Origin of the sequence: Streptomyces sp. NPDC093149 (genome assembly GCF_044754145.1) — a bacterium.
In the GTDB taxonomy this organism is placed as follows: Bacteria; Actinomycetota; Actinomycetes; order Streptomycetales; family Streptomycetaceae; genus Streptomyces.
The window spans coordinates 32,056-58,293 of the sequence record NZ_JBIVON010000014.1; the positions used below are offsets into that span (position 1 = coordinate 32,056).

At 69.3% G+C, this 26,238-nt stretch carries 25 protein-coding genes and 4 pseudogenes; 14 read left to right on the plus strand and 15 right to left on the minus strand.

Annotated elements, in window-relative coordinates:
- Nucleotides 1-90 precede the first annotated feature (90 nt).
- Nucleotides 91-585 carry an RICIN domain-containing protein gene (locus tag ACIQCZ_RS32650; protein ID WP_402288050.1) on the minus strand — a complete coding sequence of 165 codons (495 nt, stop codon included), beginning with the start codon at nucleotides 583-585 and terminating at the stop codon, nucleotides 91-93.
- Nucleotides 586-793: 208 nt separating this feature from the next.
- Nucleotides 794-1,732, minus strand: coding sequence for a lysostaphin resistance A-like protein (locus tag ACIQCZ_RS32655; protein ID WP_402287738.1), 939 nt, complete (start codon nucleotides 1,730-1,732; stop codon nucleotides 794-796).
- A gap of 488 nt (nucleotides 1,733-2,220) precedes the next feature.
- Between ACIQCZ_RS32655 and ACIQCZ_RS32660 the strand changes: the two genes are divergently transcribed.
- Entirely contained in the window at nucleotides 2,221-3,423 is a 1,203-nt protein-coding gene (locus ACIQCZ_RS32660; RefSeq protein ID WP_402287741.1) for a sensor histidine kinase, read from the plus strand.
- Nucleotides 3,420-4,118, plus strand: coding sequence for a response regulator (locus tag ACIQCZ_RS32665; protein WP_402287742.1), 699 nt, complete (start codon nucleotides 3,420-3,422; stop codon nucleotides 4,116-4,118). Before ACIQCZ_RS32660 ends, ACIQCZ_RS32665 begins: the two co-directional genes overlap by 4 nt.
- A gap of 815 nt (nucleotides 4,119-4,933) precedes the next feature.
- On the opposite strand, the gene ACIQCZ_RS32670 is transcribed toward ACIQCZ_RS32665, so the two are convergent.
- Together ACIQCZ_RS32670 and ACIQCZ_RS32675 are read right to left on the minus strand one after the other, a co-directional pair.
- The gene (locus tag ACIQCZ_RS32670) at nucleotides 4,934-5,314 is read right to left on the minus strand and encodes an FKBP-type peptidyl-prolyl cis-trans isomerase (RefSeq protein WP_402287745.1); all 381 of its coding nucleotides are present in this window, start codon (nucleotides 5,312-5,314) and stop codon (nucleotides 4,934-4,936) included.
- 141 nt (nucleotides 5,315-5,455) lie between these two features.
- Nucleotides 5,456-5,836 (minus strand): annotated as a pseudogene (locus ACIQCZ_RS32675) (transposase); the annotation flags it as partial.
- A 170-nt stretch (nucleotides 5,837-6,006) separates the two neighbouring features.
- Between ACIQCZ_RS32675 and ACIQCZ_RS32680 the strand changes: the two are divergent.
- The gene (locus tag ACIQCZ_RS32680; RefSeq protein WP_402287747.1) at nucleotides 6,007-6,744 is read left to right on the plus strand and encodes a transposase; all 738 of its coding nucleotides are present in this window, start codon (nucleotides 6,007-6,009) and stop codon (nucleotides 6,742-6,744) included.
- A gap of 113 nt (nucleotides 6,745-6,857) precedes the next feature.
- Here ACIQCZ_RS32680 and ACIQCZ_RS32685 read toward each other — a convergent pair whose 3' ends face one another.
- Together ACIQCZ_RS32685 and ACIQCZ_RS32690 are read right to left on the minus strand one after the other, a co-directional pair.
- Nucleotides 6,858-7,340, minus strand: a complete 483-nt coding sequence (locus ACIQCZ_RS32685; protein ID WP_402287749.1) for a nucleoside deaminase — start codon at nucleotides 7,338-7,340, stop codon at nucleotides 6,858-6,860.
- Between the two features lie 202 nt (nucleotides 7,341-7,542).
- A pseudogene (locus ACIQCZ_RS32690) lies at nucleotides 7,543-7,710 on the minus strand (mini-circle protein); the annotation flags it as partial.
- On the opposite strand from ACIQCZ_RS32690, the gene ACIQCZ_RS32695 reads away from it, so the two are divergent.
- On the plus strand, nucleotides 7,704-7,913 hold the full coding sequence (locus ACIQCZ_RS32695) for a hypothetical protein (RefSeq protein ID WP_402287751.1): 210 nt from the start codon (nucleotides 7,704-7,706) through the stop codon (nucleotides 7,911-7,913). The pseudogene ACIQCZ_RS32690 and the gene ACIQCZ_RS32695 sit on opposite strands and share 7 nt — an antisense overlap.
- A 72-nt stretch (nucleotides 7,914-7,985) precedes the next feature.
- Here the strand turns inward: ACIQCZ_RS32695 and ACIQCZ_RS32700 are convergent, their stop codons facing one another.
- Nucleotides 7,986-9,005: a helix-turn-helix transcriptional regulator gene (locus tag ACIQCZ_RS32700; RefSeq protein ID WP_402287754.1), complete on the minus strand. Its 1,020-nt coding sequence runs from the start codon at nucleotides 9,003-9,005 to the stop codon at nucleotides 7,986-7,988.
- 161 nt (nucleotides 9,006-9,166) lie between these two features.
- Here ACIQCZ_RS32700 and ACIQCZ_RS32705 point away from each other — a divergent pair, with 161 nt between their 5' ends.
- The 3 genes from ACIQCZ_RS32705 to ACIQCZ_RS32715 all read left to right on the plus strand — a co-directional run bounded on the left by ACIQCZ_RS32705 (nucleotide 9,167) and on the right by ACIQCZ_RS32715 (nucleotide 12,153).
- The gene (locus tag ACIQCZ_RS32705) at nucleotides 9,167-10,825 is read left to right on the plus strand and encodes an MFS transporter (protein WP_402287756.1); all 1,659 of its coding nucleotides are present in this window, start codon (nucleotides 9,167-9,169) and stop codon (nucleotides 10,823-10,825) included.
- Between the two features lie 50 nt (nucleotides 10,826-10,875).
- Complete coding sequence (locus ACIQCZ_RS32710) at nucleotides 10,876-11,808, plus strand: IS5 family transposase (RefSeq protein WP_402287757.1); 933 nt, start codon at nucleotides 10,876-10,878, stop codon at nucleotides 11,806-11,808.
- Nucleotides 11,809-11,970: 162 nt separating this feature from the next.
- A complete protein-coding gene (locus tag ACIQCZ_RS32715) occupies nucleotides 11,971-12,153 on the plus strand; it encodes a hypothetical protein (RefSeq protein ID WP_402287758.1) in 183 nt (60 codons plus the stop codon).
- Nucleotides 12,154-12,269: 116 nt separating this feature from the next.
- Here ACIQCZ_RS32715 and ACIQCZ_RS32720 read toward each other — a convergent pair.
- Nucleotides 12,270-12,377, minus strand: a pseudogene (locus ACIQCZ_RS32720) (restriction endonuclease); the annotation flags it as partial.
- 436 nt (nucleotides 12,378-12,813) lie between these two features.
- Between ACIQCZ_RS32720 and ACIQCZ_RS32725 the strand changes: the two are divergent.
- On the plus strand, nucleotides 12,814-13,326 hold the full coding sequence (locus tag ACIQCZ_RS32725; RefSeq protein ID WP_327278467.1) for a hypothetical protein: 513 nt from the start codon (nucleotides 12,814-12,816) through the stop codon (nucleotides 13,324-13,326).
- A gap of 156 nt (nucleotides 13,327-13,482) precedes the next feature.
- Here the strand turns inward: ACIQCZ_RS32725 and ACIQCZ_RS32730 are convergent.
- From ACIQCZ_RS32730 to ACIQCZ_RS32740, 3 genes and pseudogenes are all read right to left on the minus strand, one after another.
- Nucleotides 13,483-13,614, minus strand: a pseudogene (locus ACIQCZ_RS32730) (AraC family transcriptional regulator); the annotation flags it as partial.
- 110 nt (nucleotides 13,615-13,724) lie between these two features.
- Nucleotides 13,725-14,252 carry a hypothetical protein gene (locus ACIQCZ_RS32735; RefSeq protein ID WP_402287760.1) on the minus strand — a complete coding sequence of 176 codons (528 nt, stop codon included), beginning with the start codon at nucleotides 14,250-14,252 and terminating at the stop codon, nucleotides 13,725-13,727.
- A 285-nt stretch (nucleotides 14,253-14,537) separates the two neighbouring features.
- The gene (locus tag ACIQCZ_RS32740; protein ID WP_402287763.1) at nucleotides 14,538-14,786 is read right to left on the minus strand and encodes a hypothetical protein; all 249 of its coding nucleotides are present in this window, start codon (nucleotides 14,784-14,786) and stop codon (nucleotides 14,538-14,540) included.
- 372 nt (nucleotides 14,787-15,158) lie between these two features.
- On the opposite strand from ACIQCZ_RS32740, the gene ACIQCZ_RS32745 reads away from it, so the two are divergent.
- From ACIQCZ_RS32745 to ACIQCZ_RS32760, 4 genes are all read left to right on the plus strand, one after another.
- Nucleotides 15,159-15,347, plus strand: a complete 189-nt coding sequence (locus ACIQCZ_RS32745) for a hypothetical protein (protein ID WP_402287765.1) — start codon at nucleotides 15,159-15,161, stop codon at nucleotides 15,345-15,347.
- A 131-nt stretch (nucleotides 15,348-15,478) separates the two neighbouring features.
- On the plus strand, nucleotides 15,479-16,162 hold the full coding sequence (locus ACIQCZ_RS32750; protein ID WP_402287768.1) for a response regulator: 684 nt from the start codon (nucleotides 15,479-15,481) through the stop codon (nucleotides 16,160-16,162).
- Between the two features lie 2 nt (nucleotides 16,163-16,164).
- Nucleotides 16,165-17,685 (plus strand): sensor histidine kinase, encoded by a 1,521-nt coding sequence (locus ACIQCZ_RS32755; RefSeq protein ID WP_402287770.1) that lies wholly within the window; start codon nucleotides 16,165-16,167, stop codon nucleotides 17,683-17,685.
- Between the two features lie 50 nt (nucleotides 17,686-17,735).
- Nucleotides 17,736-18,344: a hypothetical protein gene (locus tag ACIQCZ_RS32760; protein ID WP_402288052.1), complete on the plus strand. Its 609-nt coding sequence runs from the start codon at nucleotides 17,736-17,738 to the stop codon at nucleotides 18,342-18,344.
- Between the two features lie 150 nt (nucleotides 18,345-18,494).
- On the opposite strand, the gene ACIQCZ_RS32765 is transcribed toward ACIQCZ_RS32760, so the two are convergent.
- Together ACIQCZ_RS32765 and ACIQCZ_RS32770 are read right to left on the minus strand one after the other, a co-directional pair.
- On the minus strand, nucleotides 18,495-21,833 hold the full coding sequence (locus ACIQCZ_RS32765; RefSeq protein ID WP_402287772.1) for a S8 family peptidase: 3,339 nt from the start codon (nucleotides 21,831-21,833) through the stop codon (nucleotides 18,495-18,497).
- A 204-nt stretch (nucleotides 21,834-22,037) separates the two neighbouring features.
- On the minus strand, nucleotides 22,038-22,916 hold the full coding sequence (locus tag ACIQCZ_RS32770) for a hypothetical protein (protein WP_402287774.1): 879 nt from the start codon (nucleotides 22,914-22,916) through the stop codon (nucleotides 22,038-22,040).
- Nucleotides 22,917-23,421: 505 nt separating this feature from the next.
- Between ACIQCZ_RS32770 and ACIQCZ_RS32775 the strand changes: the two genes are divergently transcribed.
- Nucleotides 23,422-23,625 (plus strand): hypothetical protein, encoded by a 204-nt coding sequence (locus ACIQCZ_RS32775; protein WP_402287776.1) that lies wholly within the window; start codon nucleotides 23,422-23,424, stop codon nucleotides 23,623-23,625.
- A gap of 25 nt (nucleotides 23,626-23,650) precedes the next feature.
- Here ACIQCZ_RS32775 and ACIQCZ_RS32780 read toward each other — a convergent pair whose 3' ends face one another.
- On the minus strand, nucleotides 23,651-24,268 hold the full coding sequence (locus ACIQCZ_RS32780; RefSeq protein WP_402287778.1) for a hypothetical protein: 618 nt from the start codon (nucleotides 24,266-24,268) through the stop codon (nucleotides 23,651-23,653).
- A 38-nt stretch (nucleotides 24,269-24,306) separates the two neighbouring features.
- Here ACIQCZ_RS32780 and ACIQCZ_RS32785 point away from each other — a divergent pair, with 38 nt between their 5' ends.
- Complete coding sequence (locus tag ACIQCZ_RS32785) at nucleotides 24,307-24,636, plus strand: hypothetical protein (RefSeq protein WP_402287780.1); 330 nt, start codon at nucleotides 24,307-24,309, stop codon at nucleotides 24,634-24,636.
- A 194-nt stretch (nucleotides 24,637-24,830) separates the two neighbouring features.
- Here the strand turns inward: ACIQCZ_RS32785 and ACIQCZ_RS32790 are convergent, their stop codons facing one another.
- The gene (locus ACIQCZ_RS32790; protein WP_402287782.1) at nucleotides 24,831-25,976 is read right to left on the minus strand and encodes a serine hydrolase domain-containing protein; all 1,146 of its coding nucleotides are present in this window, start codon (nucleotides 25,974-25,976) and stop codon (nucleotides 24,831-24,833) included.
- Between the last annotated feature and the right edge of the window lie 262 nt (nucleotides 25,977-26,238).

The following is a 26,238-nucleotide window of genomic DNA, read 5'->3' on the forward strand; positions in this document are numbered from 1 at the left end:
GCCGCCTGTCCTCGCTGCCGGGCCAAGAGCCCCGGCACGCCGAACCCGCACCGCCTGGAAGGGCAGTGCGGGTGGGAAGCGGGTAAGCGGCTACACCGGCTCGAACCCGAACTGCTGGTCGGGCCCACGGTGGCAGGTGTACTGGACAATCGGGGCGCCGTCCGCCCGACTACGGTCCTTCACGTTGAGACACTTCCTGTCGTCGTCCGTGTGGATCTCGTAGCCGCCGCCAGGGACCGAGACAAGCCGGAGCCGCTGGTTGTACGCACCGAAGCAGGTGGACTGGACCATCGGGGTGCCCTCCTCTCGGATACGGTCCTTCACTTCGACGCACTTGCCGGCGAACGTCCGGATCTCGATCTCGTCGCCACGGACAACGTTCACCGTGAACCGCTGGTCGGCCCCATCGCCACATGTGTACTGGACGATCGGGGTTTCGTCCGCCTGGCTACCACCCTCCACGTCGAGGCGCTTGCCGTTGCCGGGGAACATCACAATCCTGGACTCGTTGTCCTGCCGTCTGTCGACGGCCGGGGATGCCTGAGCCGCGGTGAGCGGCACCACCGCGGCGGCCGCCAAGCCCATGACGGTCAAAGCGCGCCATGCCTTCGAGGAGGAACGCACACTCTGGCGGTCCGCCGCGCTGGCTCAGGCGCTGCCCACCCCGGCCGCCCTGAAGCCGTCGTGGGCCGCCACCAGCTCTGCGAAGCGGCACGGTGTCGGAACAGCGGAGCGCGTGGAGGGCGGGCAGCCGGGCCGCCCGCCCTCCACGCGCCGGTGGCGCGGCCCCGTGTCAGTTCTGCCGTTCCTGTGCCATTTCGGCGCGGGTGTAGATGCGGCCCTGGCGCTTGGCGGATATGAGGAACAGCACGGTGGGCACGGCGCACACCAGGACGGCGAAGATGCTGGCCTCGGGGCCGAAGTCGCCGCCGGTCAGGGCCTGAGGACCGCTGACGGAGGCGTGCAGCAGGCCGCCGGTGCCGATCCCGGAGCCGGAGACGGCGGTGCCGTAGATGCCCTGCTCGGCCATGTTCCAGCCCAGGTGCAGGCCGATCGGCAGCCACAGCGAGCGGGTGGCGGCGTAGAGCGCGCCGAACATCAGCCCCGCCTCGACGGCGATGGCCAGCGCGCCCCAGAGCGTCGCGTCGGGGTTGACCAAGTGCAGGCCGCCGAAAGCGAGCCCGGAGACGGCCAGCGCCCCCCACGTCCCGGTCTTCTCCTCCAGCACCCGAAACAGCGCACCGCGGAAGGCCAGTTCCTCAGTGACCGCCACGCAGCTCATCAACCCCAGCGTGGTCAGTGCGCCACCGATCGATCCCCAGCCGTGGATGTGGTATCCGCCGGTCGTCGCGACCAGCGCGATCGTGACGGTGAACAGACCCAGCCCGAGCAGGGCTCCCCGGCACAGTTCCGGCTGGGCCTGCGCCGGAGCCAGCTCCTGCGGCCTGCCGCGGCCCTCCAGGTACCGCACGAGCCTGGCATAGGCGGCCAGGGCGAGGCCGCCGGTGGCCACCCCGCTGATCAGAGCGGTCAGCGGAGTGGCGGCGGCGGCGCTGTTGATCGCGCTGGTGATCCCGCCCACGGCCAGCATCAGCACGAACAGCACCGGCAGACGCACCCACGTCGACGTCGCCCACCGCGCGGGGTGCCCGGTGTTCTTCCCGGCCGGTCCGGTCCTTTCGGCTCCGCGACCGGCGAGTCGTTTCGGTGGCTGGTGGTGGTTGGACGACATGGCTTCCTCCTCAGGGGCCCGCTCCCAGCAGGCGGTCTCCGCTTTCGATGCCGGAAAACTACGGGCCGCGGCTCCTGCGAATCGTCACCACCGGGTGGGCACTTGCCGCATCCTCCGGTCCCCCGAGCGAGCTACCCGGCTGTTCTCTTGCGGGGGACACAACTCTCGCCACAGGACGCTAGATTCACCGAGCAGGACCGTCCGGTCCACGCTGCCGTATGGTGCGGATGCCGGACGGGTCGTACCGAATGGACCAGGCCGCGGACCACGGCCCGGTCCTCATACCGCTCAGTGCGGGACTTGCGAGATCACGGATGATGACGGAAGACCAAGCAGCTTGTGAACCATCAGGCTCGGCATGCCCCGCGCCGACGGACCCCGCTCCCCGCCCGGGCCGGCCAAGGACCGGCCGGCCCCCGGCGCCCCCTTCCGGGGCCGGGGCCGAACCGCGGGCGCGGGACAGGGGCCCCTCCGCACGCGGGAACCCGGTGGCCGCCGCGATCAGTCGGCTCCGCTGGCTGTCGCGGTGGTGGGGAGCACGCCCCACCACTACCAGGGACCGCGAGTTCGCGCTCGTCTTCACCGTGCTGTCGTTCGCGGAGCCGCTGTCACGGGTCGGGGCTCGATTCGGCGACCTTCCCACTCACGGCGCCTCCATGGCGAGCGTGCTGCTGACGTTGGGTCAGACTCTGCCGCTCGCGGTGCGCACACGATGGCCGGCCGTCTGCCTCGCGGTAGCGGGGACCTCGTTCGCGGTCCACGAGTGCCTCGGCTACCCGGCGGCCTTCGGCAGCCTGGGGCTGTACATCGCGCTGTACTCCGTGGGTGCCCACCAGGAACGCCTCCGGCGGGCCGTACCGCTGGCGGCGACGGGCGGGTACCTGGTGTTCGATGTCGTCCTGTACGCGCTGGGCTCGCCCGACGGCCTGACCGACTTCCTGGTCTACTACCTGGTCCTGGTGGCGATGTGGGGCCTGGGCGTCCTGGTTCGCGGGCGGCGGGCGCACGAGGCCGAGCGTCGGCGCCTGTCCGCACAGGCCGCCATCGATGCGGAACGCGGACGACTGGCCCGGGAGCTGCACGACGTGGTGACCCACCATGTGACCGCGATGGTCGTGCAGGCCGGCGCGGCACAGTACCTCACCGGGTCACCGCACCGGATCGACGAGGCCCTCGACGCCATCAACGGCACCGGCCGCCGCGCGCTGGCCGAACTACGGTTCCTGCTCGGCGTGCTGGAGGCGACCGGCGAGTCGGCGCCCAAGGAACGGACGCCGTTGCCGGGCCGGGTGCCTGACCTGGTGGAGCAGACACGAGCGGGCGGCCAGCCGATCGAACTGGTCGAGGACGGAGAGCAGCCGGACATGGACATAGGCGCCCGACTCACGGCGTACCGCGTCGTGCAGGAATCCCTGACGAACGCCGTGAAATACGCCGCGGGCAGGCCGACACTGGTAAGGCTCACGCACGCCCCCGACTGGACGGACATCGAGGTCACCACCGCCCAAGCGGCCGACGGCGCGCCCGTGTCCGCCACCCTCCGCGACGGCGGGCCGCACGTCTCGGGCGGCCGGGGCCTGACCGGGCTACGGGAACGGGTGGAGATGCTGGGCGGCGAGTTCGCCGCCGGGCCCCGCCCGGAGGGCGGGTTCCGCGTGCACGCACGCATCCCCACAGAAGGTGCCGCATGAGTGTTCCGCCCGCTGCGATCAGGGTGCTGGTCTGCGAGGACCAAGCCCTCGTGCGCGCCGGCTTCGTCACGATCCTCTCCGCCCAGCCCGACATGGAGGTCGTGGGCGAGGCCGAGGACGGCCGAGCGGCGATCCGGAGCGCGCAGGAGCTGAAGCCGGACGTCGTCGTCATGGACATCCGCATGCCCCTGCTCGACGGAATCGAGGCCACCCGCCGCCTGGCAGGACCCGACTCCCCCAACCCCGCGAAGATCCTCATCGTCACGACCTTCAACGTCGACGAATACGTGTACGAGGCCCTCCGCGCCGGCGCCAGCGGCTTCCTGCTCAAGGACGCCCCACCGCCCGAACTGATCAACGCGGTACGCACCGTCGCCCGCGGCGAGTCCCTCCTCGCCCCCGCCGTCACCCGCACCCTGATCGGTCGCTTCGCCGAACGCCTGCGCCCCACCACCGTCCCCACGTCCCCCGAGCGCGACCGCCTCAAGGTGCTCACCCCCCGCGAGCACGAGGTCCTCCTCCTCATCAGCAAGGGCCTGTCGAACGCCGAAATAGCCGCCCAGTTGGTCATCAGCGCAGAGACCGTGAAGACCTACGTCTCCCGCATCCTCACCAAACTGGACCTCCGCGACCGCGTCCAGGCGGTGGTCCTGGCGTACCGGGCGGGCGTGGCGGGAGGCGGCGACCGAGCCTGACGGCCGTGTGACACCGGCCGGGGCCGTCGGCCCGCCCGGGCGTCGGCGACATGCGGTCCCACCCATGGCTGACGTGCGGTTGACGACCTCCTCCTACCTCGTGCTCGGGAGCATCGGCAAGCTGGGCGAGTCGGGTGTCCACGACGCGAAGGGGGATGCCGTTATCGGCGTTGGTCGTCGATCAGCTCAAGGTATCGGGCGCACTGGGTGTTAGCGATCTGCCTGTTACGGGCGAGGCTTCCTTCCTCCATGCGGTAGGTGCGCTCGGGGTCGCCTCTGAAGGAGAGCCAGCTGAAGGAGGCGATCACCAGCTGTCGTAGAAGACGAGGACCTTGGCGTGGGTGCTCCCCAAGGTCGTAAGCCCCGGGTGACTGCGTAGGTGAGAGCGGAGAGCGAATGTCGGTGGTTCCTGGCATCGGTTCGCTGTCAAGAGGCCCAGGGATGTCGATGGGAAGTAGCAGCACTTGAGAGCGGTGAGTCCGGTCGGGGATCGCGTCCCGCCAAGCGGTGTAGGCCGTGAAGATCTGTGCCGCGGGGCTGGCATTGGCGGGCAGCGTGAGGTCGCCGCGCGGATGATTCGTTTCGCGGGGTTCATGGCCGTCGGCACCCCGGCCGTCGGCCGGCGGTCCGGGCTCAGGTTCGGGCCCGCGACAGGGTGTCTGCCGTTTGTGGGTCACGGGCGCCGATGCGTGTTGTTGCCGGCGCGTGCCTCTGTCCGTGGCTGCGGGTGAAGGGTGCACGGGTGTGGTGTCGCGGTCGGCCGGCAGGTGTTGCCGGCCTTGGTCCTGGGCGGAGAGGCCGGGTAGCAGAAGGCCTCAGGCTGCGACGGAGAGCAGGTCCACCACGAAGACGAGTGTCGAGCCCGCCGGAATCAACGGCGAGGGCGACTGGTTGCCGTAGCCGAGGCGCGGGGGAACGATGATCTCGCGCCGGCCGCCGACCTTCATCCCTCTGACCCCGCGGTCCCAGCCCTTGATGACCTTGCCACCGCCCACGGCGAACTTGAACGTCTGGCCCCGGTCCCAGGAGGTGTCGAATTCCTTTCCGGACTCGAAGGTGACCCCGACGTAGTGAACCTGGACAACCCTGCCCGGCTTCGCCTCAAGCCCGTCCCCGACGACGAGGTCACGGATTGTCAGCTCGGTGGGAGCGTCACCCTCCGGAAGGTCGATCTCGGGCTTCGTCAGTTCATTCATTGCAGCCTCATTCGCTTGTTGTCGGAAGCCCTCATACAGACCAGCCAGGCGCATGGTCACTCTATGCGGTAGATCATCATGCTGCCGCGAACGGTGATCTCCTGGAGTGCATCAAGCCCAACGGAGCACGACGCTCGGCGTGACCGGGGAGCGCCCCGCGACCTCACCGCCGCCGGGGGCTTTCGTGATCGAGCCGTCGACGGCGATCTGGTCCAGGACAAGGCCCACGATCCGGTCGTAGGACTCCAGCGCGATCTGCTTGAGCTTGGCGAACACACCGAGTCGGATCCACTCGTCGCGACGGTTGCGGATCGTGGTGGCCGAGCACGTCGTATCCGCTATCGCCTCGTACGAACAACCGAACCGCAGCAGCTGCAGCAGCTTGTCGAAGACGATCCGGTCGCCGATACGCCTCCGATGGCAGCCCAGCGGATGACCCGGGTGGTACTCCGGCCGCACAGGCAACAGGGCCGCGAACTGGTCCCAGAGCGGTTCATTCAGCCACGACGGCAGAACAGGCACAGTTCTCCTCAACGATCACAGAGCGTCGCCACTCCATGATCACCGGGACTCGTGACCGTTCTGCTGCTGGTGTCCCTAGACCGCGCCTATCCGCGTGACCACTAAGTCCGTGATGTGACAGTCTGGTCGGGGCTCTGACCTGGGCCTTTGACCAGCCGGGACGGACGGACATGAACGACAACGAGATCCCGGCCGTTGAACCGGTCGAGGACAAGCTCGTGGATGAGGTCGTTGAGCGGTTGATGGACCGCGCCGACGCCTCGGGTGCTGCCCTGCTGGGTGAGGACGGGCTGCTGACGCAGATGACCCGAGCCGTGCTGGAGCGGGCCCTGGACGTGGAGATGACGGATCACCTCGGATACGAGAAGCACGATCCCGCGGGCCGCGGCTCGAGCAACAGCCGCAACGGCACGTCGCGGAAGACGGTGCTGACCGATGCCGGGGCGGTCACGCTGGCAGTTCCGAGGGATCGTGACGGGTCCTTCGAACCGCAGCTCGTGCCCAAGCACGCCAGGCGGCTCGCAGGCTTCAACGAGCAGGTCCTGTCGCTGTACGCACGCGGCATGTCGGTGCGCGACATCCGCTCGCACCTGGCCGGCATGTACGGGGTCGAGGTCTCACCGGACCTGATCAGCAAGGTCACCGACGCCGTCACCGACGAGCTCGACGCGTGGCAGAACAGACCGCTGGACGCGGTCTGGCCGATCATCTACATCGACGCGCTGTGGGTGAAGATCCGCTCCGGATCCGTGGCCTCCCGGCCGGTCTACCTGGCCGTCGGGGCAACCGCGGACACTTCCCCTCCGAGCAGGCCGCGCAGAAGGTGCTCTACCTCGCCGTCCGCGAGCAGATCACCCCCAGGGCGCGCGATGTCAACCACGCCGCGCCACACTGGAAGAAGGCACTGAACCAGTTCTCACTCTTCTTCGAGGATCGGCTCAACACCAAGTGAAATCACAGGACTTACACAAAGTTCCGTACACGCCCCAGCATGTCCGCTCAACGGCGTGTGCAGCGGCTCTCAGTTCCAGAAGTCCTGGTGGGGAACGGCGGCTTCGTCCTCGATGTGTGGGCCGGAGACGTCGGTGGGGCGTCCGCCGTCGGCGAAGATGAGACGGCAGGGGTGGGCGAGGACGGGGTTGTCGGGGTTGGCTCCAGTGATCGCGTACAAGCCGGTTTCGGAGAGGGCGTAGACGACGCGGCCGATGCCCGCCCAGAAGATCGCACCGGTGCACATGGCGCAGGGTTCGCACGAGGTGTAGAGGGTGTACTTGGCCAGTTGGTCCAGCGGGATGGTCCGGGAGGCAAGGCGGACGAGGTTGGTCTCGGCGTGGTGGGTGACGTCGTTCTCGGTGGTGACGCTGTTCTCGGCTTCGAGTGCGATCGTCCCGTCGGGTGCGACGAGGATCGCGCCGAAGGGGTGGTTGCCGTTGTCGCGCGCGCTCTGGGAGACGGTGATGGCGCGGCGGAGGTAGTCCATGTCGGTGAGGGTGCTGGTACTCACGGCATTTCCTTGTCAGGTCGGTCAGAGAGTGGCGTGAGGACGGAAATGTGCTCTTGTGTTGGTTGGCGAGAATCTTGCTGAGGTAGAAGGGCCGCGCAGCTGGCCCACTTACCTTTCGGCAGCAGCCCACCGCAGGGCCAGAATCCCACCTCCGGAGGTGGGAAACCCCCACTGAGGCCCACCCGGCCGAAAGCCGCTGCCAGCCGGCCATCGTCATGACCGGTGAGGTCGGGATGACCGGGCGGTGCGCGTCCTCATCGCTCAGCCCCTCGCATTTCCAGCGCAGGATCTGCCGCTGCAGGTCCGGCCAGCCGATGAGCGCGGTGCGTTCGTCCGCTTGGAGCGGGGGGCGTTCCAGTTCCGATGTCATGCCAGCGCACGCTACCGGGGCGGTCGGGAGGGGACGCCCGTACCCGGGGGACGGACCCGTATGTCTGCAAGATATTCGCCAGCGGGCGGCCCTTCCGGATCGACGAGCTCCTGGAGGCGGCCGAGCGTCTCTTCGACTGGTCGGTGCCCGTCGCGCGCGAGCCCGTGGCGGCGGGTCCGAACGTCGATCTCTCGGTCACCTGACGGGTGTGGACGGATCTGGCGTCGTCCCCGTTCCTGAAATCGAGGAAGGAATGCGGGCCGTTCGTTCCGATCTCAGGTACCGGCTCGGACTGAACTGACTGGATCCGGCGCGCGCTCGTCGGGCAGGGGCACCCCGACGTCGAGGCGGCCGATCACCTGGCGGGCCGCTTCGGCGAGTTCGGGCGGGCCTTCAACGGTGAAACGGCAGCTGAAGGTGACGAGGAAGCCAATGAGCGCCGACCAGGACCACGCCCCCATCCGGATCCGGGTGATCCGCTCGTCGATCGCTTCGAAGCTCGCCGCGCCCGGAGCCCACTTCGCCACCAGCGTCGCGGGGCACTCCATCAGGACGGTGCCCCAGCACGGCCAGGTGTCCGCGGTGTCCCCCCGGTCGGGCTGGCTCTGGACGAAGCGGGTGATGTCCGCCTCCGGCACTTCCCGAGGACCGAACCGCCAGGCGGTGGAGGTCAGTTGCCCGATGCGGTCGAGCCGATAGGTGTGCCAGGAGTTCCTGCGCTGGTCGTACGCCACCAGATACCAGCGCCCGGACCAGACGACGAGCCGATGGGGTTCGGCCAGGACCTCGTCGTCCTCCACCGGGTCGCGGTCGATGGACCGGTAGGCGAACCGCACCAGCTCGCGCTGCTGCGCGGCGGCGCTCAGCTGCGCCAGCAGCGCGGGATCGACCTGAGGCGGGGCCAGCTCCCAGGCGTTCTCTATCTGCTCGATCGAGAAGGTCGCCAGCCTGCGGGCCAGGTGGGGAGGCAGGAGCTCCTTGATGGAGTTCAGCGCCCGCTTCGTGGCGTCCCCCATGCCGGTCACCGAGGCCGGAGCCGTCTGCAGGGCCAGCGCGATGGCGATGGCCTGCTCGTCGTCGACTATCAGTGGGGGCAGCCGCGCTCCGCGGGACAGCCGATAGAAGCCGGAGGGGCCCTTGCGCGCCGTGACGGGATAGCCCAGTTCGCGCAGTCGGTTGATGTCGCGCCGGACCGTCCGCGGGGACACCCCCAGCCGCTCGGCCAGACCGTCGCCGGTCCACTCCTTCTGGGCCTGAAGCAGGCTGAGCAGTTCCAGCGTTCGGTTGGCGATCACGGATTGCCCTCCGGATTGGTGTCAGTAGAGGTCAGAATACGTCCTCTTCTTCTGGCAGGGTGCCATTGGCTCGGAGGCGGGACGCCTCCCCGACACCCCCAGTACCTCGCCCTCGGCGACCGAACCGGGTGCACCCCCATCGAACAGAACGGAGAAACGCTGTGTCCGAGAATCCGGCTCGGCCCTCACCCACCAACCGGGACGCCTGGTTGGGCCTGGTCGCCATTTCCCTCGGTGTCTCGCTGGTGGTCGTGGACTTCACCATCGTCAATGTGGTGATGCCGCCGATCATCGACGACCTGGAGATCTCGGCCTTCGGAGCTCAGTGGATCCAGGAGTCCTACGCGATCACCCTGGCCGCCCTGCTGCTGGTGATGGGCCGCTTCTCGGACATCCTGGGAGCGCGCAGGCTGTTCATGGTCGGGACCGTGGTCTTCGGGCTGGCCAGCATCGCCGCGGCGGTGTCGCCCACCGGGGAGCTGCTGATCGCCGGCCGGTTCGCGCAGGGTGTCGGTGGCGCGATCATCATGCCGACGTCGCTGGCGCTGCTCAATCTGACCTTCCGGGGCGCGGACCGCGGCAAGGCGTTCGCCATCTGGGGATCGACAATCGGGGCGGCCGCCGCGGTCGGACCGCTGCTGGGCGGCTGGCTCGCCGACTACTCCTGGCGGTGGGCCTTCGGCATCAACATCGCGGTCGTCGCGCTGATCCTCGTCGGCGTCATGAAGTTCCTCCAGCCCTCCCCCCGCCAGCCGGGACGGATCGACGCCGCCCGCGCGGTGCTTTCGGTGCCGGGCCTCGGACTTCTCGCGTTCGCGCTGATCGAGGGACGCAACTACGGGTGGTGGGAACCGCGCAAGGACTTCGGTCCCTTCGGGGACGGCACGGGCCTGTCGGTCATCCCGGTCGCCCTGGTCGTCGCGGTGGTGTGTCTCGCCCTCTTCCTGTTCCTCCAGGTGCGGCTCACCCGGGGCAACGGCACGGCGCCGCTGATGGACACCTCGCTGTTCGGCATCAAGTCCTTCAGCACGGGCAACATCGCGACACTCGTCATCGCCCTAGCCGAGTTCGGCATGCTCGCCGTGCTGCCGCTGTGGCTCCAGTACGCCCTGGACTACTCCCCGGTCCAGACCGGGCTGCTGGTCTTCGTCGTCGCGGTCGGCAGCTTCTTCGCGAGCGGCGCGAGCTTCGGCATGGCCGAGAAGACCGGGCCGGTCGGCCTGGTCCGGATCGGCCTGGTCCTGGAGGCCGCCGGCCTGCTGATGTTCGGCCTGCTGGCCAGCAGCGACTCCCAGTGGTGGGTCATCGCCATCGCCCTGTTCCTGTACGGCATGGGGGTCGGCTTCGCCACCGCCCAGGTCACCAACGTTGTCCTGGCGGACGTGCCGCCGCGGCAGGCCGGCCAGGGCTCCGGAATCCAGAGCGCCGCGCGCCAGCTCGGCTCCGCACTCGGTATCGCGGTCCTGACCTCGACGTTCTTCACGGCACTGGCCTCCGACCTGTCGGACCGGCTCGTCAAGCAGGGAACGCCCGAGGCCGGCGCCGACCAGCTGTCCTCGGCGGTCTCCGACAGCGCCGGCGCGATGATCTCCGGGCTGGGCGACAACCCGCAGACGGCGTCCGCCGCCGACGCCGCCCGCGACGCCATGTCCCACGCGATCCAGATCAACGGCTACACCTGTGCCGCGCTGCTCGTCCTCGGCATGCTGGCAACCTTCCTCATCCCCCGGCCCAAGCAAGGCGCCCAGCAGTGGGGAGAGGGCAACGCCGCCGACACGGCACCGGACGCCGAGATCAACGCCGGCCGGACCCATGCCTAGGACTCCGCCCGATCATGTGACTATCGCCTGCCTGGGCCGTTGTTCCGGGTATGGGGCGGGATGATCTCACGGATGCCGAGTGGGAACAGTTGCGGCCGTTCCTGCCGGTCAGTAACAGGCGTCGTGGCCGGTGGCGGGACCATCGGCAGGTGATCGACGGGATTCTGCACCGGGTGCGGACCGGCGTGCAGTGGCGTGATCTTCCCGAACGGTTCGGGCCGTGGAAGACGGTCTACGAGCGGCACCGGCTGTGGTCGGCCGACGGGACCTGGGAACGCCTGCTCCGGCAGGTGCAGGCCGAAGCGGACACGGCAGGCGACATCGACTGGGACATCTCGGTCGACTCCACGATCGTGCGGGCCCATCAGCACGCGGCCGGCAGCCGCACCGATCCGCCGCCGGCCCTGGCCTCAAAGGGGGGCTGGGCCGGGAGAACATCACGACGAGACGCCGTGGCAGAGCCTCGTCGCCCGCCTGGTGGAAGTGGTGCGGGAGGCGAGGGCCTCGGCCGCTCGCGCGGCGGGTTCATCACCAAGCTTCACCTGAGTGCAGACGGCCGATGCCGCCCGCTGTCCCTGATCGTCACGCCGGGGCAGCGGGCGGACTGCACGCAGTTCATACCCGTGCTGGAGAAGATCCGCGTCCCGCGGATCGGGCCCGGCAGGCCCCGCAAGACGCCGGTGAGCCTGGCAGCCGACAAGGCCCACAGCAACGGGCCGTGCCCCGACTACCTGCGTCGGCGGGGCATCCGGCACACGATCCCGGAGAAGACCGGCAGCCGGGCCGCCCGCCTGCGCAAGGGCTCACGCCGCGGGCGGCCACCGGGCTTCGACGAGGATCGGTACAGGAAACGCAACACCGTCGAGCGGGCCATCAACAAGCTCAAGCACGCCAGAGCGGTGGCCACTCGCTACGACAAGCGCGGCTACGTCTACCTCGGCACCATCACCGCAGCAGCCCTCGTCATCTGGCTCCGCACATGATCGGCCGGACAAGTCCTAGGTGGCGGCCGGGAGGGCTTCTGTGAGGCGGCCCAGCCGCGCGCAGATCGGCGCCGGCCAGCAGCGCCGAAGGGGTTCTAGACGAGTAGTTCCGAATGCTGTCGGCCCGTCCGGAGGCACAGGGAGGGCACCCAAGATCGTTTCGTGACGAACGAACACTTGGACACCCTCATCACCGGACTGTATGTGAAGGTCGACGACGAGATCGGACGCCTGTCCGCACCGCTGGAAGGCACCGCCCGCTGCGCCCAGAACCGCGCCCGACTCGTACTGGCGCTCTACACGCGGCTGGACCGCCTCACAGAGCCCCTTCCCGCCGCCCCGTAGCCCGAAGGAGCCAGCCACGCCGTCCCGTGGCCGGAGGGAACCCTACGGCGCTTCAATTACGCTCAATGCCGCGCGAACCTCTCGAACGCGCCGTACAGGGCCGCGCTCATGGCAGCGCTGAGGTGCGGGTTCTTCCACGCGAGCACGGCGGTGACGAGCGCTTCGTACGGAGTGCGGTCCAGCGGAAGTTCGGCCTCGATCAGGCCGTGAGGGTCGTAGAGCACGGTGGTTGCCGCTCATCGATGCCTCGCCGTGCCGTCGTGGTCGTGGTGGCCGATGCGGTCGTCCGGTGCGGCCAGGGCGGTGTGGGCGAGGAACCGGGCGTAGCCGCGGTCGGCGCGGGCGATCAGCGCCGGGGAGGGCCGGCCGAAGGCGGGCGGCTGAAGGCTGGGGGCTTCCCTTCTGGCAGCACCTGGACGGGGCGGCTCGTGAGATGCGGCTCTACAGCGATGCGCTGCACAAGCCCCATCTCACAGCCGCCGACCTCGGCAGACGACTAATACTGGGCCCCGGCCCAGCTCCTGGACCGGGCGGAATTCACAATTCCGTGCCGAACTCTCCGATTTGGCAACTGCCGATGTCAGATTCACGACACGGCGGACCGTGATCGCTAACGTTGCCCGCCGGGCCATCCGAGGCCCTGGAATCGGGGAAGCACACATGTTGAAGCGTACGATCCGGGTAGTCGCCGCGGCGGCGGTCACTGCCACAGCTGTGTTCATGGGAGCGGGCTCCGCCAGCGCCAGGGACAACCCCACCGGCACCGTCTGCTACCAGGCTCACCTCAAGAGGGTCGGCTGGCAGGACTGGAGATGCGACGGGGAATGGGCCGGTAGCACCGGGCAGGCCATCAGCATCGACTCAATCCGGTTTCACTTCCCCGCCAGCACGATCGAGTTCTGTGCCAGAGCACACCGTTCCAACTACGGCTGGGATGCCTATTACTCCTGCACCTCTCCCAGCAACCGGACCATCCAGGTCGGCGACGTCAACACGGACGCTCCGATCGAGGCGGTCAGGGTCTACCTGGACCACACGACAGGGATGGTGGATGGCGCCGCCCACGTCAGCAACATCGGCTGGATCGACGGCGGGTACGGCGGCGGGTTCGGGATCACCGAGCTGGGAACCACCGGCCGTGGGCTTCCGATGGAAGCCCTTTGGCTGAAATGACCGCTGATCGCCACTGATCGGTGGCGATACGGCACAACCTGCTGGTCGCAGTCCCCGCAGGGCTGCGACCAGCATTTCTCACGACAGGACCTGACGCTGTGACCGCAGAGGTTCGCCGGGTTGACGTCCTCGGCTGCGCACCGGATCAGGCCTGTCCTACGGGAACTGGGGGGAGCGCCCGGCCAGCGGGCGATCGCGGTAAGCGCTCGGGCCCACCCCCCGGACCCGTTTGAAGGCCGTGCTGAAACCGAAGGCATCCGCGTACCCCACCCGGCGCGCCACCGAGGCGCCGCCGTCACCTCGCCGCCGCATCCGAGCAGAAGTGACCCGCCAACCCGACGAACCTTCCCAGTCAGAACAACTAGCTCGCCCAGTCACAGGAGCCCGTCGCTGTGTGACTACCGTGTCTGGAGGGCGCCGCGGTCGATGAGACCCTGGATATAGGGAGGCCAGTCCCACTCCAGGCTGGTGGTGATGGCGGCGTGAACGTCAGCGCGTACCTGCGGGGTGACGTGTTCGACGTCGCCGCCCGGGTAATACAGGCCCACCCCGTCGCGGCTGGCGTCGCACAGAATGGCGTGGGCCTTCTGCACGAGCGTCATGCAGAGCTGCGGGACCGGTGCCTTGACGAGTTCGTCGATGACGGCTTCGTAGTCGACTCCGAAGTCCGCCCAGTCCTTGCCCTGCTTGTCGAGCCAGAGGGTGACGTCGGAGAAGAAGACCGCTTTGCCCGGCCCGTCGTTCGGGTCGCGGGCCAGGCCGGTCGCGAGATCGAGCGCGATGCCGGCGCCCTTGCTGACGAGGTGGCGGGGGATCATCGCCGGGACGACGGCCACCGCGCACTCGCCCCAGCCATCTTGGGTCTGCTCCGGCCAGGGCAGTCCCAGTACGAGCCAGCCGTCCGGTGCCAGCAGCTTGTTGCTCACCGTGTTCTTCCCCCTCGGTAGTGAATGGTCCGCATCCGATCTTTCCGCCCCGGCCCGGCAGCGGACAAGACGTCCTCCGGCCGCCGGCCCGCGCGTCGGCTACCGGCGGCGGCCGAACAGGCCGCAGTTCTTCTTCGCCTCCGCTTCGGCCGCCTCCCGGGCTGCGGCTTCCTGTGCCTGGAGCCGTGCGGTTTTCTCCGCCCTCACCTGTTCATGGTGTTCGTCCAGGCACGGCTCGCACAGCTCATCCCCCTCGCTGTGCCAAGAGGACTGCTGGATCGACTGCTAGCGATCGTCGGTGAACTTCGCTCCACAACGGGTGCAAACCGGCCGCTGCACCTCCCGCTGCGCGGCCTCACGCTCTTCCTTGCGGCAGTGGGCCTCCTTCCGCTGCACCGTATACAGCCGATCGCCGTCGGGGTTGTCCAGTGCCTCGTGCAGCGCCTGCCACTCATCCTCATCGCGCCCGAGCCACACCTTCCCCGCCGCCCCATCCGGATCGGCCGTGATCCGCTCCAGCTCGGTGACGGCCACGGGCACCGCCTGGTGGTAATCGACGGCCGTGATGCCCGAGGCCCAGCCCGAGTACGGCTCCCCGGCGAAGTAGCGGCGGGCGTTCTACTCCAGGCGCTCCGACAACCTGGACCCAACCACCACACAAAGCCGAAAGATCAGCCATCGCCCTCGGGATACCCCTGGAACTTTTCTGGGACTTTCGGCTGCATCAACCGGCACGACCCTGAAACAACCGAAAGACGATATCCGCAGGTCAGTGACTCTCAAACACCAAGATGGGCAGGTCACGGGCCTCGCTCGTCTCTTCCGGGACAACTGACCGCCCATCATCGCCTCGCGCACGCCTGAAAGTATGGGGGGCCATCGCTGCCCCACCCCCTGGAGTACGACATGCCCCGTCGCGATCTCATGCTCCTGGTCTCCCGCCCGCCGGACGGGGCAGAGCCGGGAGAGCTGTTCGCCGGGACCACCGACGCGTCGGTGGCGGTCGCCGCCGCGTTCGCACGGCCGGCGCGGCTTCCGCGGCCGACCGGGCCGGACGCGCTGCCGCACCGGGCAGGTCCGCGCCGGGACCACTGACTCGGGACGTCGGACGACCCGCAGCACGCAGGCCGTCGCGCACGCGGTCATCCGCTCGCCAGTTCCTCCCCCGCCCCCGGTCGCTGAAGCCCTGACGACCCACCACTCCCCATGATCCCGGAGACACCGCCATGCCACGCGTCCTCCTCGTCGAAGACGACCCGTCCGTACGCGAGGGCGTCGAGATCGGGCTGTGCCAGCGCGGGCACGAGGTCCACGCCGCCGTGACCGGCGAGGAGGGCCTTGAGGCGCTGAGTGCCTTTCGCCCCGACATCCTGCTGCTCGACCTGATGCTCCCCGCGATGAGCGGCGTCCAGGTGTGCTCCCGGGTACGCGAGACCAGCCAGTTACCGATCATCATGCTGACCGCGCGCGGCGACGACGTCGACATCGTCGTCGGCCTCGAGGCGGGTGCGGACGACTACATCGTCAAGCCCGCCCGCACCGAGGTCATCGAGGCCCGCATACGTGCCGTGCTGCGCCGCGCCGAGAGCCCGATCGGCGCGAGACCCGCCGTCGAGCACCACGGTGAACTCGGCATCGACCGCGCCGGTCACACCGTCCTCAGGTCGGGCCACCCGGTCGCCCTCGCGCCCTCCGAACTGAAGCTGTTGCTGCACCTGTCCGCGGTACCGGAACAGGTCTTCAGCCGGCAGCGGCTCCTGAAGGAGGTCTGGGATCACAGTTTCCACAGCGACATCCGCCTGGTGGACGCCTGTGTGCGCCGACTGCGCGCCAAGATCGAGGATCCGTCCGGCGATCCTCGCTACATCCAGACCCTGCGGGGCTACGGCTACCGCTTCGGTCCGCTGTGAGGATGCCCGGCGTGGCCGCCGCGTTCGGGCTGCGCACCCGGCTGGTGATCGCGTTCCTGCTGGTGGCCGCTGTCAGCGCCGTCACGACCGCCGCGCTGACCTATCGGCAGGCGCGCAACGCGGTCCTCGTGCGTGCGCAGGACACGGCCGTCACCTCCTTCCGCGAGGAGGTCGAGCAGTTCGTCCCCAGCCTGCCCCTGGATCCGGATGCGCTGCGGTGGGACCTCTACGACATCGCGGCGCGCGCCAAACCACATCCCTGGATCGTCTTCGCCGAGTACGGTTCGGTGCGCGTCTCGTCGAGTGACCGGCCCGTCTCCGGTGTGCTGACCCCAAAGCTGCGCCGCACCGCGCTCACCTCGGCACACGGCAGCTTCCAGCGGGTCGTCAAGGACGGGAACGCGTATCTGACCATCGGGATGCCGGTGATGACCCGGGTCGTCGCCGGTGGCCCCGCAATGCCGAGCGGCCTGGTTCTCTTCGCCGTGATGCCCATGACGAACGAGGACGTGGACATCGACTCCCTGGTGACCGCTGCCCGAGACGGCGCCCTGCCGGGGCTGGCCGTGGCCCTGGTGCCCGCACTGCTCGCGGCGCGCAGCGTGCTGCGCCCCGTCCGCGAGCTGCGGCGTGCCGCACACTCCATGGGCGGCGGGCAGCTCGACACACGCATCACCGTGCGCGGCCGGGACGAGATGGCCGACCTGGCCAGGACGTTCAACGAGTCGGCGGCCCGTCTCGAACGCTCCGTGGAGGAGTTGCGGGAAGCCGGGGCACGGGCCCGGCGCTTCGCCTCGGACGTCTCGCACGAGTTGCGCACCCCGCTCGCCGGCATGCTCGCCGTCACGGACGTGGTGGACGAGGAGGCCGGGACGCTCGCCCCGAACACCGCTCGGGCGGTACGCCTGATCAGCGCCGAGACCGGCAAACTCGCCGTGCTGGTGGAGGATCTGATGGAGATCTCCCGTTTCGACGCCCGCGCGGCGGAACTCAACACCGATGAGGTGGACGCAGCGGAGGCCGTACGCAACACCCTGTCCGGCAGGCAGTGGCTCGGCCGGGTCCGCACCGAGCTCCCCGACGGCCTGCGTATCCGCCTCGACACGCGCCGCTTCGACGTCATCGTGGCCAACCTGGTCGGCAACGCCCTGCGCCATGGCGCCGAACCGGTCACCGTGCGGCTGTCGGCACGCGGGGACGTGCTGATCACCGAGGTGCACGACAGCGGCCCCGGAATCCCACCGGACGCTCTGCCGCACATCTTCGACCGTTTCTACAAGGCGGACGCCGCCCGTTCCCGCTCGACGGGCAGCGGCCTCGGGCTCGCGATCACCAAGGAGAACGTGCAGCTGCACGGCGGCACGATCCATGCGCGCAACGCGGCCGACGGCGGCGCACTGTTCACCGTGGAGCTGCCCTTCGGCGGGCCCGCGTCCGGGAGCGGCGCGCCGGACGGTCCGTCGCCCGCGCACGGTGGCACGGGGCCGGCGGAGAGCCTCGACCGGACGGAGACCATCACGTGAAGAAGTCGCCGTTCCGTGGGCGTCGGACGGTCCGAGTCGCCGCGCTGCTGATGCTCGCCGGGGTCCCGCTCGTGGGCTGCGGCATCCAGGAGACGGCGGTGATCGAGGCCGGCAGGCCCGTTGTCGCCGATCTGCTTCCTCCGCGCGAGGAACGGTTGCTGTTGTTCTTCCTCTCCCCCGACGACGAACTGCTGCCCGTGCCGCGAATCGTCGAAGCACCGCGGCAGAACGGAACCGCAGGTTCCGCCGGGTCGGATGACGCGTCGTCCCACCTGGACGAGTCGCCCGGACGGGACGGCCTCGGCGGTTCGTCCCCGCCGGGCGCGGGGATGAGCGAGTCCCCCTCTCCGCTCGCGGCCGTCGCCGCCCTGCTCGCCGGACCGGACAAGGCCGAACGGCGGGCCGGCCTCCACAATGCCGCTTCGCTGTCCCGTGCGGCGTCCGCCGCGGACCGGATCGCCGTGGGCGACCGCACCGTCGAGGTCATGCTGCGTCTGCGGGTGAGAGGGCTGACCGCCGCCGCCCGCGACCAGATCGTCTGCACGGCCGCGTTCGCGGCGCATGCGCAGGGGGCCGTGTCCGTGACCCTGGTCGGGCAGGACGGGCGCCTCGCCCCGGCCGACTGCCCCGTTCGACCGGTCCGGGTGCCGACGCGCTGAGCCGTGGCGGCGAGCGCCCGGCCCCGGCACCGGTCGAGGAGTCGCCCTGCGTATCGTGCGGACGATTCGGCGTCGTTCCCGCACCGGCGCTCCGCGCGTCGGATTCTCATCCGATCGCGCGGCGCCCGTGCTCGTCGGTCCGGTCTCGCCTCACTTGCCGAAGAAGGCGTTGTGGATCGTGACCGTTGACTCGTTGTCGTCCTTGTCGGTGACGACGGCCTTCAGCGAGATCGCCTTGCCCTTCGCGGGGGCCTTCACCGTGATCCTGTCCGCGGTGACCGGGACGGGCAGCCACGTCGTGTCGTCGTACGACACCAGGACCCGCAGGGTCTTCAGGGCGGCGCCGGCCGCCGCGCCCTGCACCTCGACGGGGAAGGTCTGCTTGCCGCCTGCCGGAACGGTGGAGTCCAGCGCGAGATCCGGCAGGAAGCGGACCATGGAGACCGGGAGCATGGTCGGGCCCTCGGTACGGGCCGAGTCGAAGGTCCACGAGGCGTCGATCCGGGCCCCGGTACGGTTGAACTCCGGGTTCCGGTGGATCGTGGTCGACACCTTGTACGTGGCGGGTTCCGACGGTAGCGCGAAGGGCTCCTGGTCGATGGCGGCGTCCTTCTTCACGAACAACTCACCGTTGCGGTGGACGGTGGTGCTCGCGCCCGAGTACCGGGCGATCCCGAAATGGCCCGCCCCGTCACTGACCATCGGCAGCGAACCGAAGATGGTGTCGCCGTCGCGCACGATCCCCTCGTTCGCGTTCATCCGCGGCCCCAATGCACCGACGTTGTAGGTCTCGGTGTACGTCTCCCCCGCCTTGTACCGCCGCGGCTCGTCGAGGCCGTAGAGCGCGTCGAAGTTCCGCCGGCCCGAGGGATCCGCCCCGCCCAGTACACCCGCGACGATGTTCCAGGCGGCCCCGTCGGCCGTGGACAGATACACGTTGCGCGTTCCCGGTGCCGGCTGCACGGTGTAGGGGGCGTCGACGCCGCCTCCGTAGTCCAGTACGCCGTTCGCCGCGAGGGCGCCGTCGAGGCCGGGTACGGACGATCCGACCTTCGCCTTCACCAGGGCCATGTCCCCGGGCTTGTAGGTCTTGCTGTAACCGGTGGCCAGTTCCTTGACCGGGCCGCCGGTGAGGACGTTGTACTCGTCGCTGCCCCGCTGCCAGTGCGCGGACCACTGCTGGGCGAGGACGCCGTCGTCCATCTCGGGCCCCTGGTACGCGGTGCGCAGATGGTCGAAGCTGCCGAACTCGCCCCCCTCGATGATGAAGGTCTCGGGTGTGCTCACGGTGTACATCATTCCGGCGCGCGTGTAGCGTGCGGCCGCGTCCGGCACCGCGAAGGCGACGGGCCGGGTGGTCCGGGCGTCGAGGGTGACGGTGGTGGGACCGGTCACCGAGAACTGCGGGTTGTTGATCAGGTCGATGCCCTTGGCCGGGGCAGCGGGGTCGACCAGCATGTCGGCGGCGAGACTGTAGGTGCCTCGCGGCAGTCGGACCGTGGCGGAGCCCGACGACAGGTCCGGGAAGAACCGACGGCCCGTGGCGGACCCGCTGTAGCCCTTCAGGTCGGCCTGCCAGTTGGCACTGGCCGCACCGTCCCGTCCGAGGGTGTTGAAGGTGACCTCGTACGACTCTGCCTCGCGCTCCACCGATGCCGCGGTGCGCACGCTCCGGCCGCCTCCGGTCGCGACGACCGTGACCGAGTACGAGCCGTCGACCGTACCGCCGAGCCGGGTGTCGGCTGTCAGGTCCACGGCGGCGGTGCCGCCCGCCGGGACCGTGATCCGCTGTGCCCCGAGGGTGAAGAACCCGGCCGGGGCGGGCTTCTCGTTTCCGCCGGTGGGCGCCTCCAGCGACAGGTCCAGCGTCACGTCGGTGGTGCCGCTGTTCCGGTACTTCACCTGCTTGCCGACGGGTGTGTCGTCGGTGTGGGGCCACTGCTGGGTGCCCAGGGCGACCGAGGCCGGTTCGGAGACGAGCGTCTGGTCGATCGCCTTGTCGACGGCGAGTCGGCCCGCCCCCTGCTGGAAGACCGAGTGGGAGCCGCCCTTGGCCGAGCCCGTCAGGACCGCCTTGATCTGTGCGCCCGTCCAGGTGGGGTTCTTCTGCTTGAGGATCGCCGCGGCGCCCGCGACGTGCGGGGTCGCCATCGACGTGCCGCTCATGCTGACGTATCCGGGAGGGTTCTGGTCCGGGGTGCCGCTCGCCGCTGCCGCCGTGATCTCCACGCCCGGTGCGGTGATGTCGGGCTTGACGGCGCCGTCCCCGATGCGGGGCCCGACGCTGGAGAAGTCGGCGATCAGGTCGTCGTCGTCGACGGCGCCGACCGTCAGCGCCGCGTCGGCGCTGCCGGGGGACGCGACCGTGCCCCGGCCCGGCCCGCTGTTGCCCGCGGCCACCGCGAACAGGACGCCCTTCTCCGCGGAGAGCTTGTCGACCTGGGCCTCCAGAGGGTCGATCCCCGGGGTGTCGGGGCTGCCCAGGCTCATGTTGACGATGTCGGCCCCCTGCGCGACGGCCCAGTCGACCCCCGCCAGGATGCTGGAGTCGTCACCGTTGCCCTGATCGTCCAGCACCTTGGCGCTGATCAACCGCGCCCCGGGCGCCACGCCCTTGAACCGGGTGTCCTTGGCCCCCGTACCGGCGGCGACGGAGGCCACGTGCGTGCCGTGTCCGACCCGGTCCCGGGCGTCCGGGGAGCCGCTGAAGTTCCGTTCCGCCACCACCCGGCCCGTCAGATCCGGGTGGGTGGCGTCGATTCCGGTGTCCACGACGGCGATCTTCACACCGGTGCCGTCGTAGGAGCGGGCCCAGGCCGCCGGAGCGCCGATCTGGCCGGTGCTGCGGTCGAGCGACGCCTTCCGTACGCCGTCCAGCCAGATTCGCGCGATGCCGGAGGCCTTGGCCGCCGAACCGTCGCTCCGCCGACGGGTCAGCGCGTCCCACAGGGAACCCGCGCTGTCGGTGGTGCTGGTGACGGCGTCGGCGTCGAGGGCCGACAGGCTCCGGCGGACGGTGGTGCCGTCGGAGGAACGCACCTCGGCGCGGGCGGACCCGGCCGCCGACCCCTGGTAGCCGACGATCACCTTGAGGCCGGCCCGGTTGGCCTTGAGGCTCTCCGGCTCGGCGAGTCCGGTGACGTCGAACAGCCGCTGGTCCAGCGTGCCGTCGGCGATCAGCCGCCGGGCGTCACGCGGCACCACATAGGTACGGCCGTCGTAGGTCCAGGTGAAGAAGGGCATGTCCTGTCTGCCCTTCGCCCGTTGGATACCGCCGACCCGGCCGCGGGAGTCCACGAGAACCTGGTCACCGGTGATCAGGGTGACGGTGCGCACGGCCTTGCCGACCGCCCCCGTGCCCTTGACGGCGCCCGGGATTGCCGGGTCCGGGCCGCTGGTCCTCGCCGATGCCGGGCCGGTCATGCCCGCCGTCAGGACGACGGCGGCCGCGGCCACGACGGCATACGCCTGCTTTGATCGTTTACGCAAGATTGCCCCTGCTCAGGAGTGAATCGGGCGGGCGAGGGCCCGGCCCGGACGGGGTGCTTTCGAAGACTCGTGCGACCCCCAGGACTTGAAGTATTCCGGGGGCGCTCGGAGGCACTCAATGATCGTTGTGTAACAACGCTTCACCACGTGGGGCCCGACCGGGCTCACATTGTGACGGCTCGTCAGATTATTTACTCGTGGGCATCACGCACCGTTCCACCTCACGTTGAGGGTCCACGAGGTGTTCGAGAGAGGAGTGGGGGACACCGCCGGTGTCGAGGACGAGGGCGCCGGCGTGCCCGACGGGTGGCGCCACCCGTCGAAGGTGATGCCACCGTCGGAGGACGTGCTTTCCCACACGTACCCGTCATTGCCGACGCAGGCGATCAGTACGCGCTGCTGATCGGCATAACCTGTCTGCCCGGGAGCGGCCACGGTGGTCTGGCTTCCCAGATGCGCCGCCGCCACACCGGTGGTGCATTCGGCCCCGCCGTTCACCTGCTCCAGATCCATGACCGCGCCATCTGCAGGATTCACCGTTTCGCGCCAGACACGATGGTCGCTTCCCGTGAAGTAGTTTCGGACCACTGATCGGTAATAGTCGGTGCCGTAAACGGAGATCTGACTGTTGCCTTCGATATCCACGGCATCGGTTCCGAGGATCGCGTGACTGTCCACCGTCCAGCCGATGGATGACAGACCTCCGGGGTAATTCCTCAGGAAGGTGTAACTGATGGCTCGGTAGGCGTTCGGTGCTTCGATCATGAGGTCACCGGTGGCCGAGCTGATGGTGGGAAGAGGGCTGCCGATCGCATTGGCACCAGCCGGAAGCCGGGTCCAGGACGTCCAGGAGTTCAAGGATCCGCTGTTCACCTGGCTGTACCAGATCTCCCCGTCCAGACCTCGGATGACGGTCATCGCGCGCCCGGGGGGAAATTCAACGATGCGTGGCGGCGATGTGGTCCGGGAGGCAGGGTCCCCGTTGAGGGGATTCCAGCTTCCGCCGTTGTGCCGGAACCAGATGTTGTTGTCGGTGCCCCGGGCGACGTCGTAAGTGGCACCGCCGATCGCCACCGAGTACACGGCTGACAGCACCCTGGCCTGGCCGCCGACGCGGGCAACCTCAGCGGCGATCAGCTACGTAGACCTTCTCGCCGACCATGAGGGGCGCGTCGGCCGGCCCCTTGATGTAGGGGGCCGCGCCAGATGAGGTGCTCCTGCGCGGACGGGTACCACTGACGCACCTCGTGCATGCGCACAGGCCACCGATGGTGATACGTCCGCACCTGTTTCTCCTGCCCCGTCTTCGCGATGCGCTGCGCCGGGACCTGCTGGGCCAGGCGCATCACTCTGAATTGGGGCATCGTGCGGGTGCCTTGTTGTTCGGGGACTGACGGGCGCGCTGGCCCTGCACGTCCTGAACCACGTCCCCGCCACCCGACTCCGCTCCACCGCCCGCACCCGCCTCCACCAACTTGCCACCGCGCTCCCCGCCGGACACGCAGCCGACCTCGCCGAACGACTCGGCGCCCTCCCCACCGCCATCGACCACCACGGACACACCCTCTGAAACAAGGACGCCCCGGAGGTGCTGTTCACGGCGACCTGCCTGCACGGGCTGCGGGCCAAGCTCCGCGACGACCCCGGCTCGCTGGACCGGTTCCCGCCGGAGCTGGCCACGATGGCCCGGAAGGTCGTCGGCACTCTCGACATGCCGGAGTCGCGCCGTAGTTGGAAGGAGTTACCGAAGGACGAGCTGGGCGAGCCGGGTACGGAGACTCGAGAGCCATGACACAGCGGCGGGTCCGAGCCAACGGTCAGGCGGTTGGTGCGCTGCGGGCGTAGGGCGCGAACAGAAGCGACCAGTTGCCGACCGTGTTCAGGGTCAGTGCTGTCCCCGGCTGCCCCTCCGCGCCTTCTAGGGTCACTTCGTCAGGCCGGAGACCGGATTGCGTGGCCGGCTCCTGGGATCCGGTCCCGGTGTGGACGGGGTCGCTGTCAGCAGGGTCCTCCGTTGCGGCGTCGAGGAGGTAGAGCAGGTGCCCGTGTGCGGGGCCGGCGTCCCCTGTTTCCAATGATTGCGTGGTGAAGGTGCGCTGCTCGTCGTACCGCACCAGATATGAGTTCTCCGCGGCGGCCTGGACGAGCTGGGCCCAGTAGGACTCGTCGTGGGCACCTGTGCGCTGGCGCATGTGCCGCGCGGCGTACCGCGCCATGGCCCCTGCGTCGTCGATCAGGGGAGAGAGCACCTGGTCGGAGGTGAAATCGAAGCCGAACCACAGGCGGCGGCCATCGAGGACCAGCGACTCGATACCGCCGACGACGCCGGTGCGGCCGGTCAGCCCGCGCGTCGGATCCGCCACGTCTTCTCCCGGTGCGGTATCTGAGATTGCGTTGTCTGCCATGGTGGGGCCCTTTTCCGTACTCTCGTTCACGCTACTGCCGGAGTTTCTATCGCAGAGCACTGACATTGATGCTGATACTCAGCGTGGTGGAGGCGGTGCTGCAGCTTTCATTGGGCCTGCCGCTGCTCGTGGAACTCCTCGCCCTGGCCTGCCCCAGTGCCGTCGAGGAGGTGGACGCGAGCGGGGACGTCTCGGACGTGGCGGTCGAGGGCGCCGGCCGGGACGCGATGACCGAGCTGCGGCATCTGCTCGGCCTGCTCGCCCCGTCGCAGAGCGGCGAGGACGAGGCCGACCTGACCCCGCAGCCGAGCCTCGGCCGGCTCAGTCCACTGATCGACCGGATCGCGTTCGCCGGGTTGCCCGTGGAGGTCCGGATCTCCGGGAAGCCGCACTCGTAGGCGCTCCCGTTGCGCCACATCACCGCGATGCGGCACGGCCCGGCCTGTTCGGCGGCGCCGCCGCCGGGCCACCGGGAGAACTCGGTGGACAGGGCGACGCCGCCGTCGACTTCCTCGGTCCGCCGGCCGTGGATGTCCAACGGTGGCGTGACCGGCAGCCAGCCGCCTACACGGTCGCCCTGCCCCGCTGACCGCTACCGCTTCGCCGGGGCCGTGCCGCAGAACTCCGCCTCGATCAGCTGCTGGGTGTCACCGGTCCAGTCGGCGTTGAGGTTCGCGGCGAGGGAGTGCTCCCCGTCCCGGGTGGCCTGGGCCTCGGAATGGGACCCATGGATGCCGCCGCCGTGCCCCCAGACCTCCTTGCCGCAACTCAGCTTCTGCCGCATGAGACCGAGCCCGTAGCCGACGCCGGGCAGGTCGGGAGAGGTCTGGACGGTGTCGGTCATCTCCTTCATCTCGGCCGCCGGAAGCAGCCTTCCCTTGAGCAACGCACGGTAGAAGGTCTGCAGGTCGTTCGCGTCGGAGACCATCTCACCGGCGGCGCCGGCGATGCTCGGATTGAGGTCGGTGACGTCATACGTGGGCCCGCCGGTCTCTCGGGAGAGCTTGGAGTAGGCGCGGGAGTTCGGCTCGGGCATACCGGAGTCGGTGCCAGGCACGGAGGTGGCACGCAGCTTGAGCGGCTTGACGATCCGGTTCTCGATCGCCTTGCCATAAGGACGTCCGGTCACCTTCTCGACAACCATCCCGGCCAGCACGAAGTTGGTGTTGGAGTAGTTCCAGTCCGTACCGGGGACGAAGTCGGGCTCATGTGCCATCGCGACGGCGACGAGTTGCTTCGGGGTCCAGGTGTCGTAACGGTGCTGCAGGAAGCCGGGACCGAAGACCTTCTCCTGGAAGGCCGGATCCTCGGTGTAGCTGTAGATGCCGCTGGTGTGGTTGAGCAGCTGACGGACGCTGATCTTCCGGCCGTCGTGCCCGTGCCCGCGCACCACACCGGGCAGCCACTTCTCGACCGGGTCGTCGAGGTCGAGCCGGCCCTCGGCCTGGAGCTGGAGCAGGACGGTTGCGGTGAAGGTCTTGGTGATGGATCCGACCCGGAAACGATCGCCCCCCTTCCGCTCCCCCGCGGTGCCGACCCAACGGGCCTTTCCGTCACGGGCCTGCGCGACGGCCCCGCGCACGCCCTCGGCGACGGCCGCGTCCAGAGCCTGCTGGGTGGCGGCGTGGGACGGCTTGGCCAGCGGCGCGGCGATGGCGGGCGCGGCGAGCGCGGTGGCGGTGAGCCCGGCGGTGAGTCCGGCGGCGAGGAGGGTACGGACAGTACGTGCGGCTGACATGCGGGCTCCCGTGATCGTGAACTGCGGTCACAGGAGGGGACCGTGGGAGGCGAGCGGCGAGTTGAGCCCGGTCGTGACGGTTGAGCCGTTCCCAGCCATTCACCGGATCGGTCAGGCGCGAGCGACCCAACGCAGGTCGGACGCACCAGAGTCGCAGTGCGATATCGACCAGCTCGACACGGTCGAGGGAGGGCACGGAGCCGAGCGGGTACCAGGCGGCGAGATCGGTAGGCCCATCGGTCTCGTTGCGCAGCACCTCGCC

Excerpts from the sequence above, each read along its gene's own strand:
- ACIQCZ_RS32650 (WP_402288050.1), bottom strand. The coding sequence starts at position 585 with ATGGGCTTGGCGGCCGCCGCGGTGGTGCCGCTCACCGCGGCTCAGGCA.
- ACIQCZ_RS32655 (WP_402287738.1), bottom strand. The coding sequence starts at position 1,732 with ATGTCGTCCAACCACCACCAGCCACCGAAACGACTCGCCGGTCGCGGA.
- ACIQCZ_RS32665 (WP_402287742.1), top strand. The coding sequence starts at position 3,420 with ATGAGTGTTCCGCCCGCTGCGATCAGGGTGCTGGTCTGCGAGGACCAA.
- ACIQCZ_RS32670 (WP_402287745.1), bottom strand. The coding sequence starts at position 5,314 with ATGAATGAACTGACGAAGCCCGAGATCGACCTTCCGGAGGGTGACGCT.
- ACIQCZ_RS32680 (WP_402287747.1), top strand. The coding sequence starts at position 6,007 with ATGAACGACAACGAGATCCCGGCCGTTGAACCGGTCGAGGACAAGCTC.
- ACIQCZ_RS32695 (WP_402287751.1), top strand. The coding sequence starts at position 7,704 with ATGTCATGCCAGCGCACGCTACCGGGGCGGTCGGGAGGGGACGCCCGT.
- ACIQCZ_RS32710 (WP_402287757.1), top strand. The coding sequence starts at position 10,876 with ATGGGGCGGGATGATCTCACGGATGCCGAGTGGGAACAGTTGCGGCCG.
- ACIQCZ_RS32725 (WP_327278467.1), top strand. The coding sequence starts at position 12,814 with ATGTTGAAGCGTACGATCCGGGTAGTCGCCGCGGCGGCGGTCACTGCC.
- ACIQCZ_RS32745 (WP_402287765.1), top strand. The coding sequence starts at position 15,159 with ATGCCCCGTCGCGATCTCATGCTCCTGGTCTCCCGCCCGCCGGACGGG.
- ACIQCZ_RS32750 (WP_402287768.1), top strand. The coding sequence starts at position 15,479 with ATGCCACGCGTCCTCCTCGTCGAAGACGACCCGTCCGTACGCGAGGGC.
- ACIQCZ_RS32755 (WP_402287770.1), top strand. The coding sequence starts at position 16,165 with ATGCCCGGCGTGGCCGCCGCGTTCGGGCTGCGCACCCGGCTGGTGATC.
- ACIQCZ_RS32760 (WP_402288052.1), top strand. The coding sequence starts at position 17,736 with ATGCTCGCCGGGGTCCCGCTCGTGGGCTGCGGCATCCAGGAGACGGCG.
- ACIQCZ_RS32785 (WP_402287780.1), top strand. The coding sequence starts at position 24,307 with ATGCTGATACTCAGCGTGGTGGAGGCGGTGCTGCAGCTTTCATTGGGC.
- ACIQCZ_RS32790 (WP_402287782.1), bottom strand. The coding sequence starts at position 25,976 with ATGTCAGCCGCACGTACTGTCCGTACCCTCCTCGCCGCCGGACTCACC.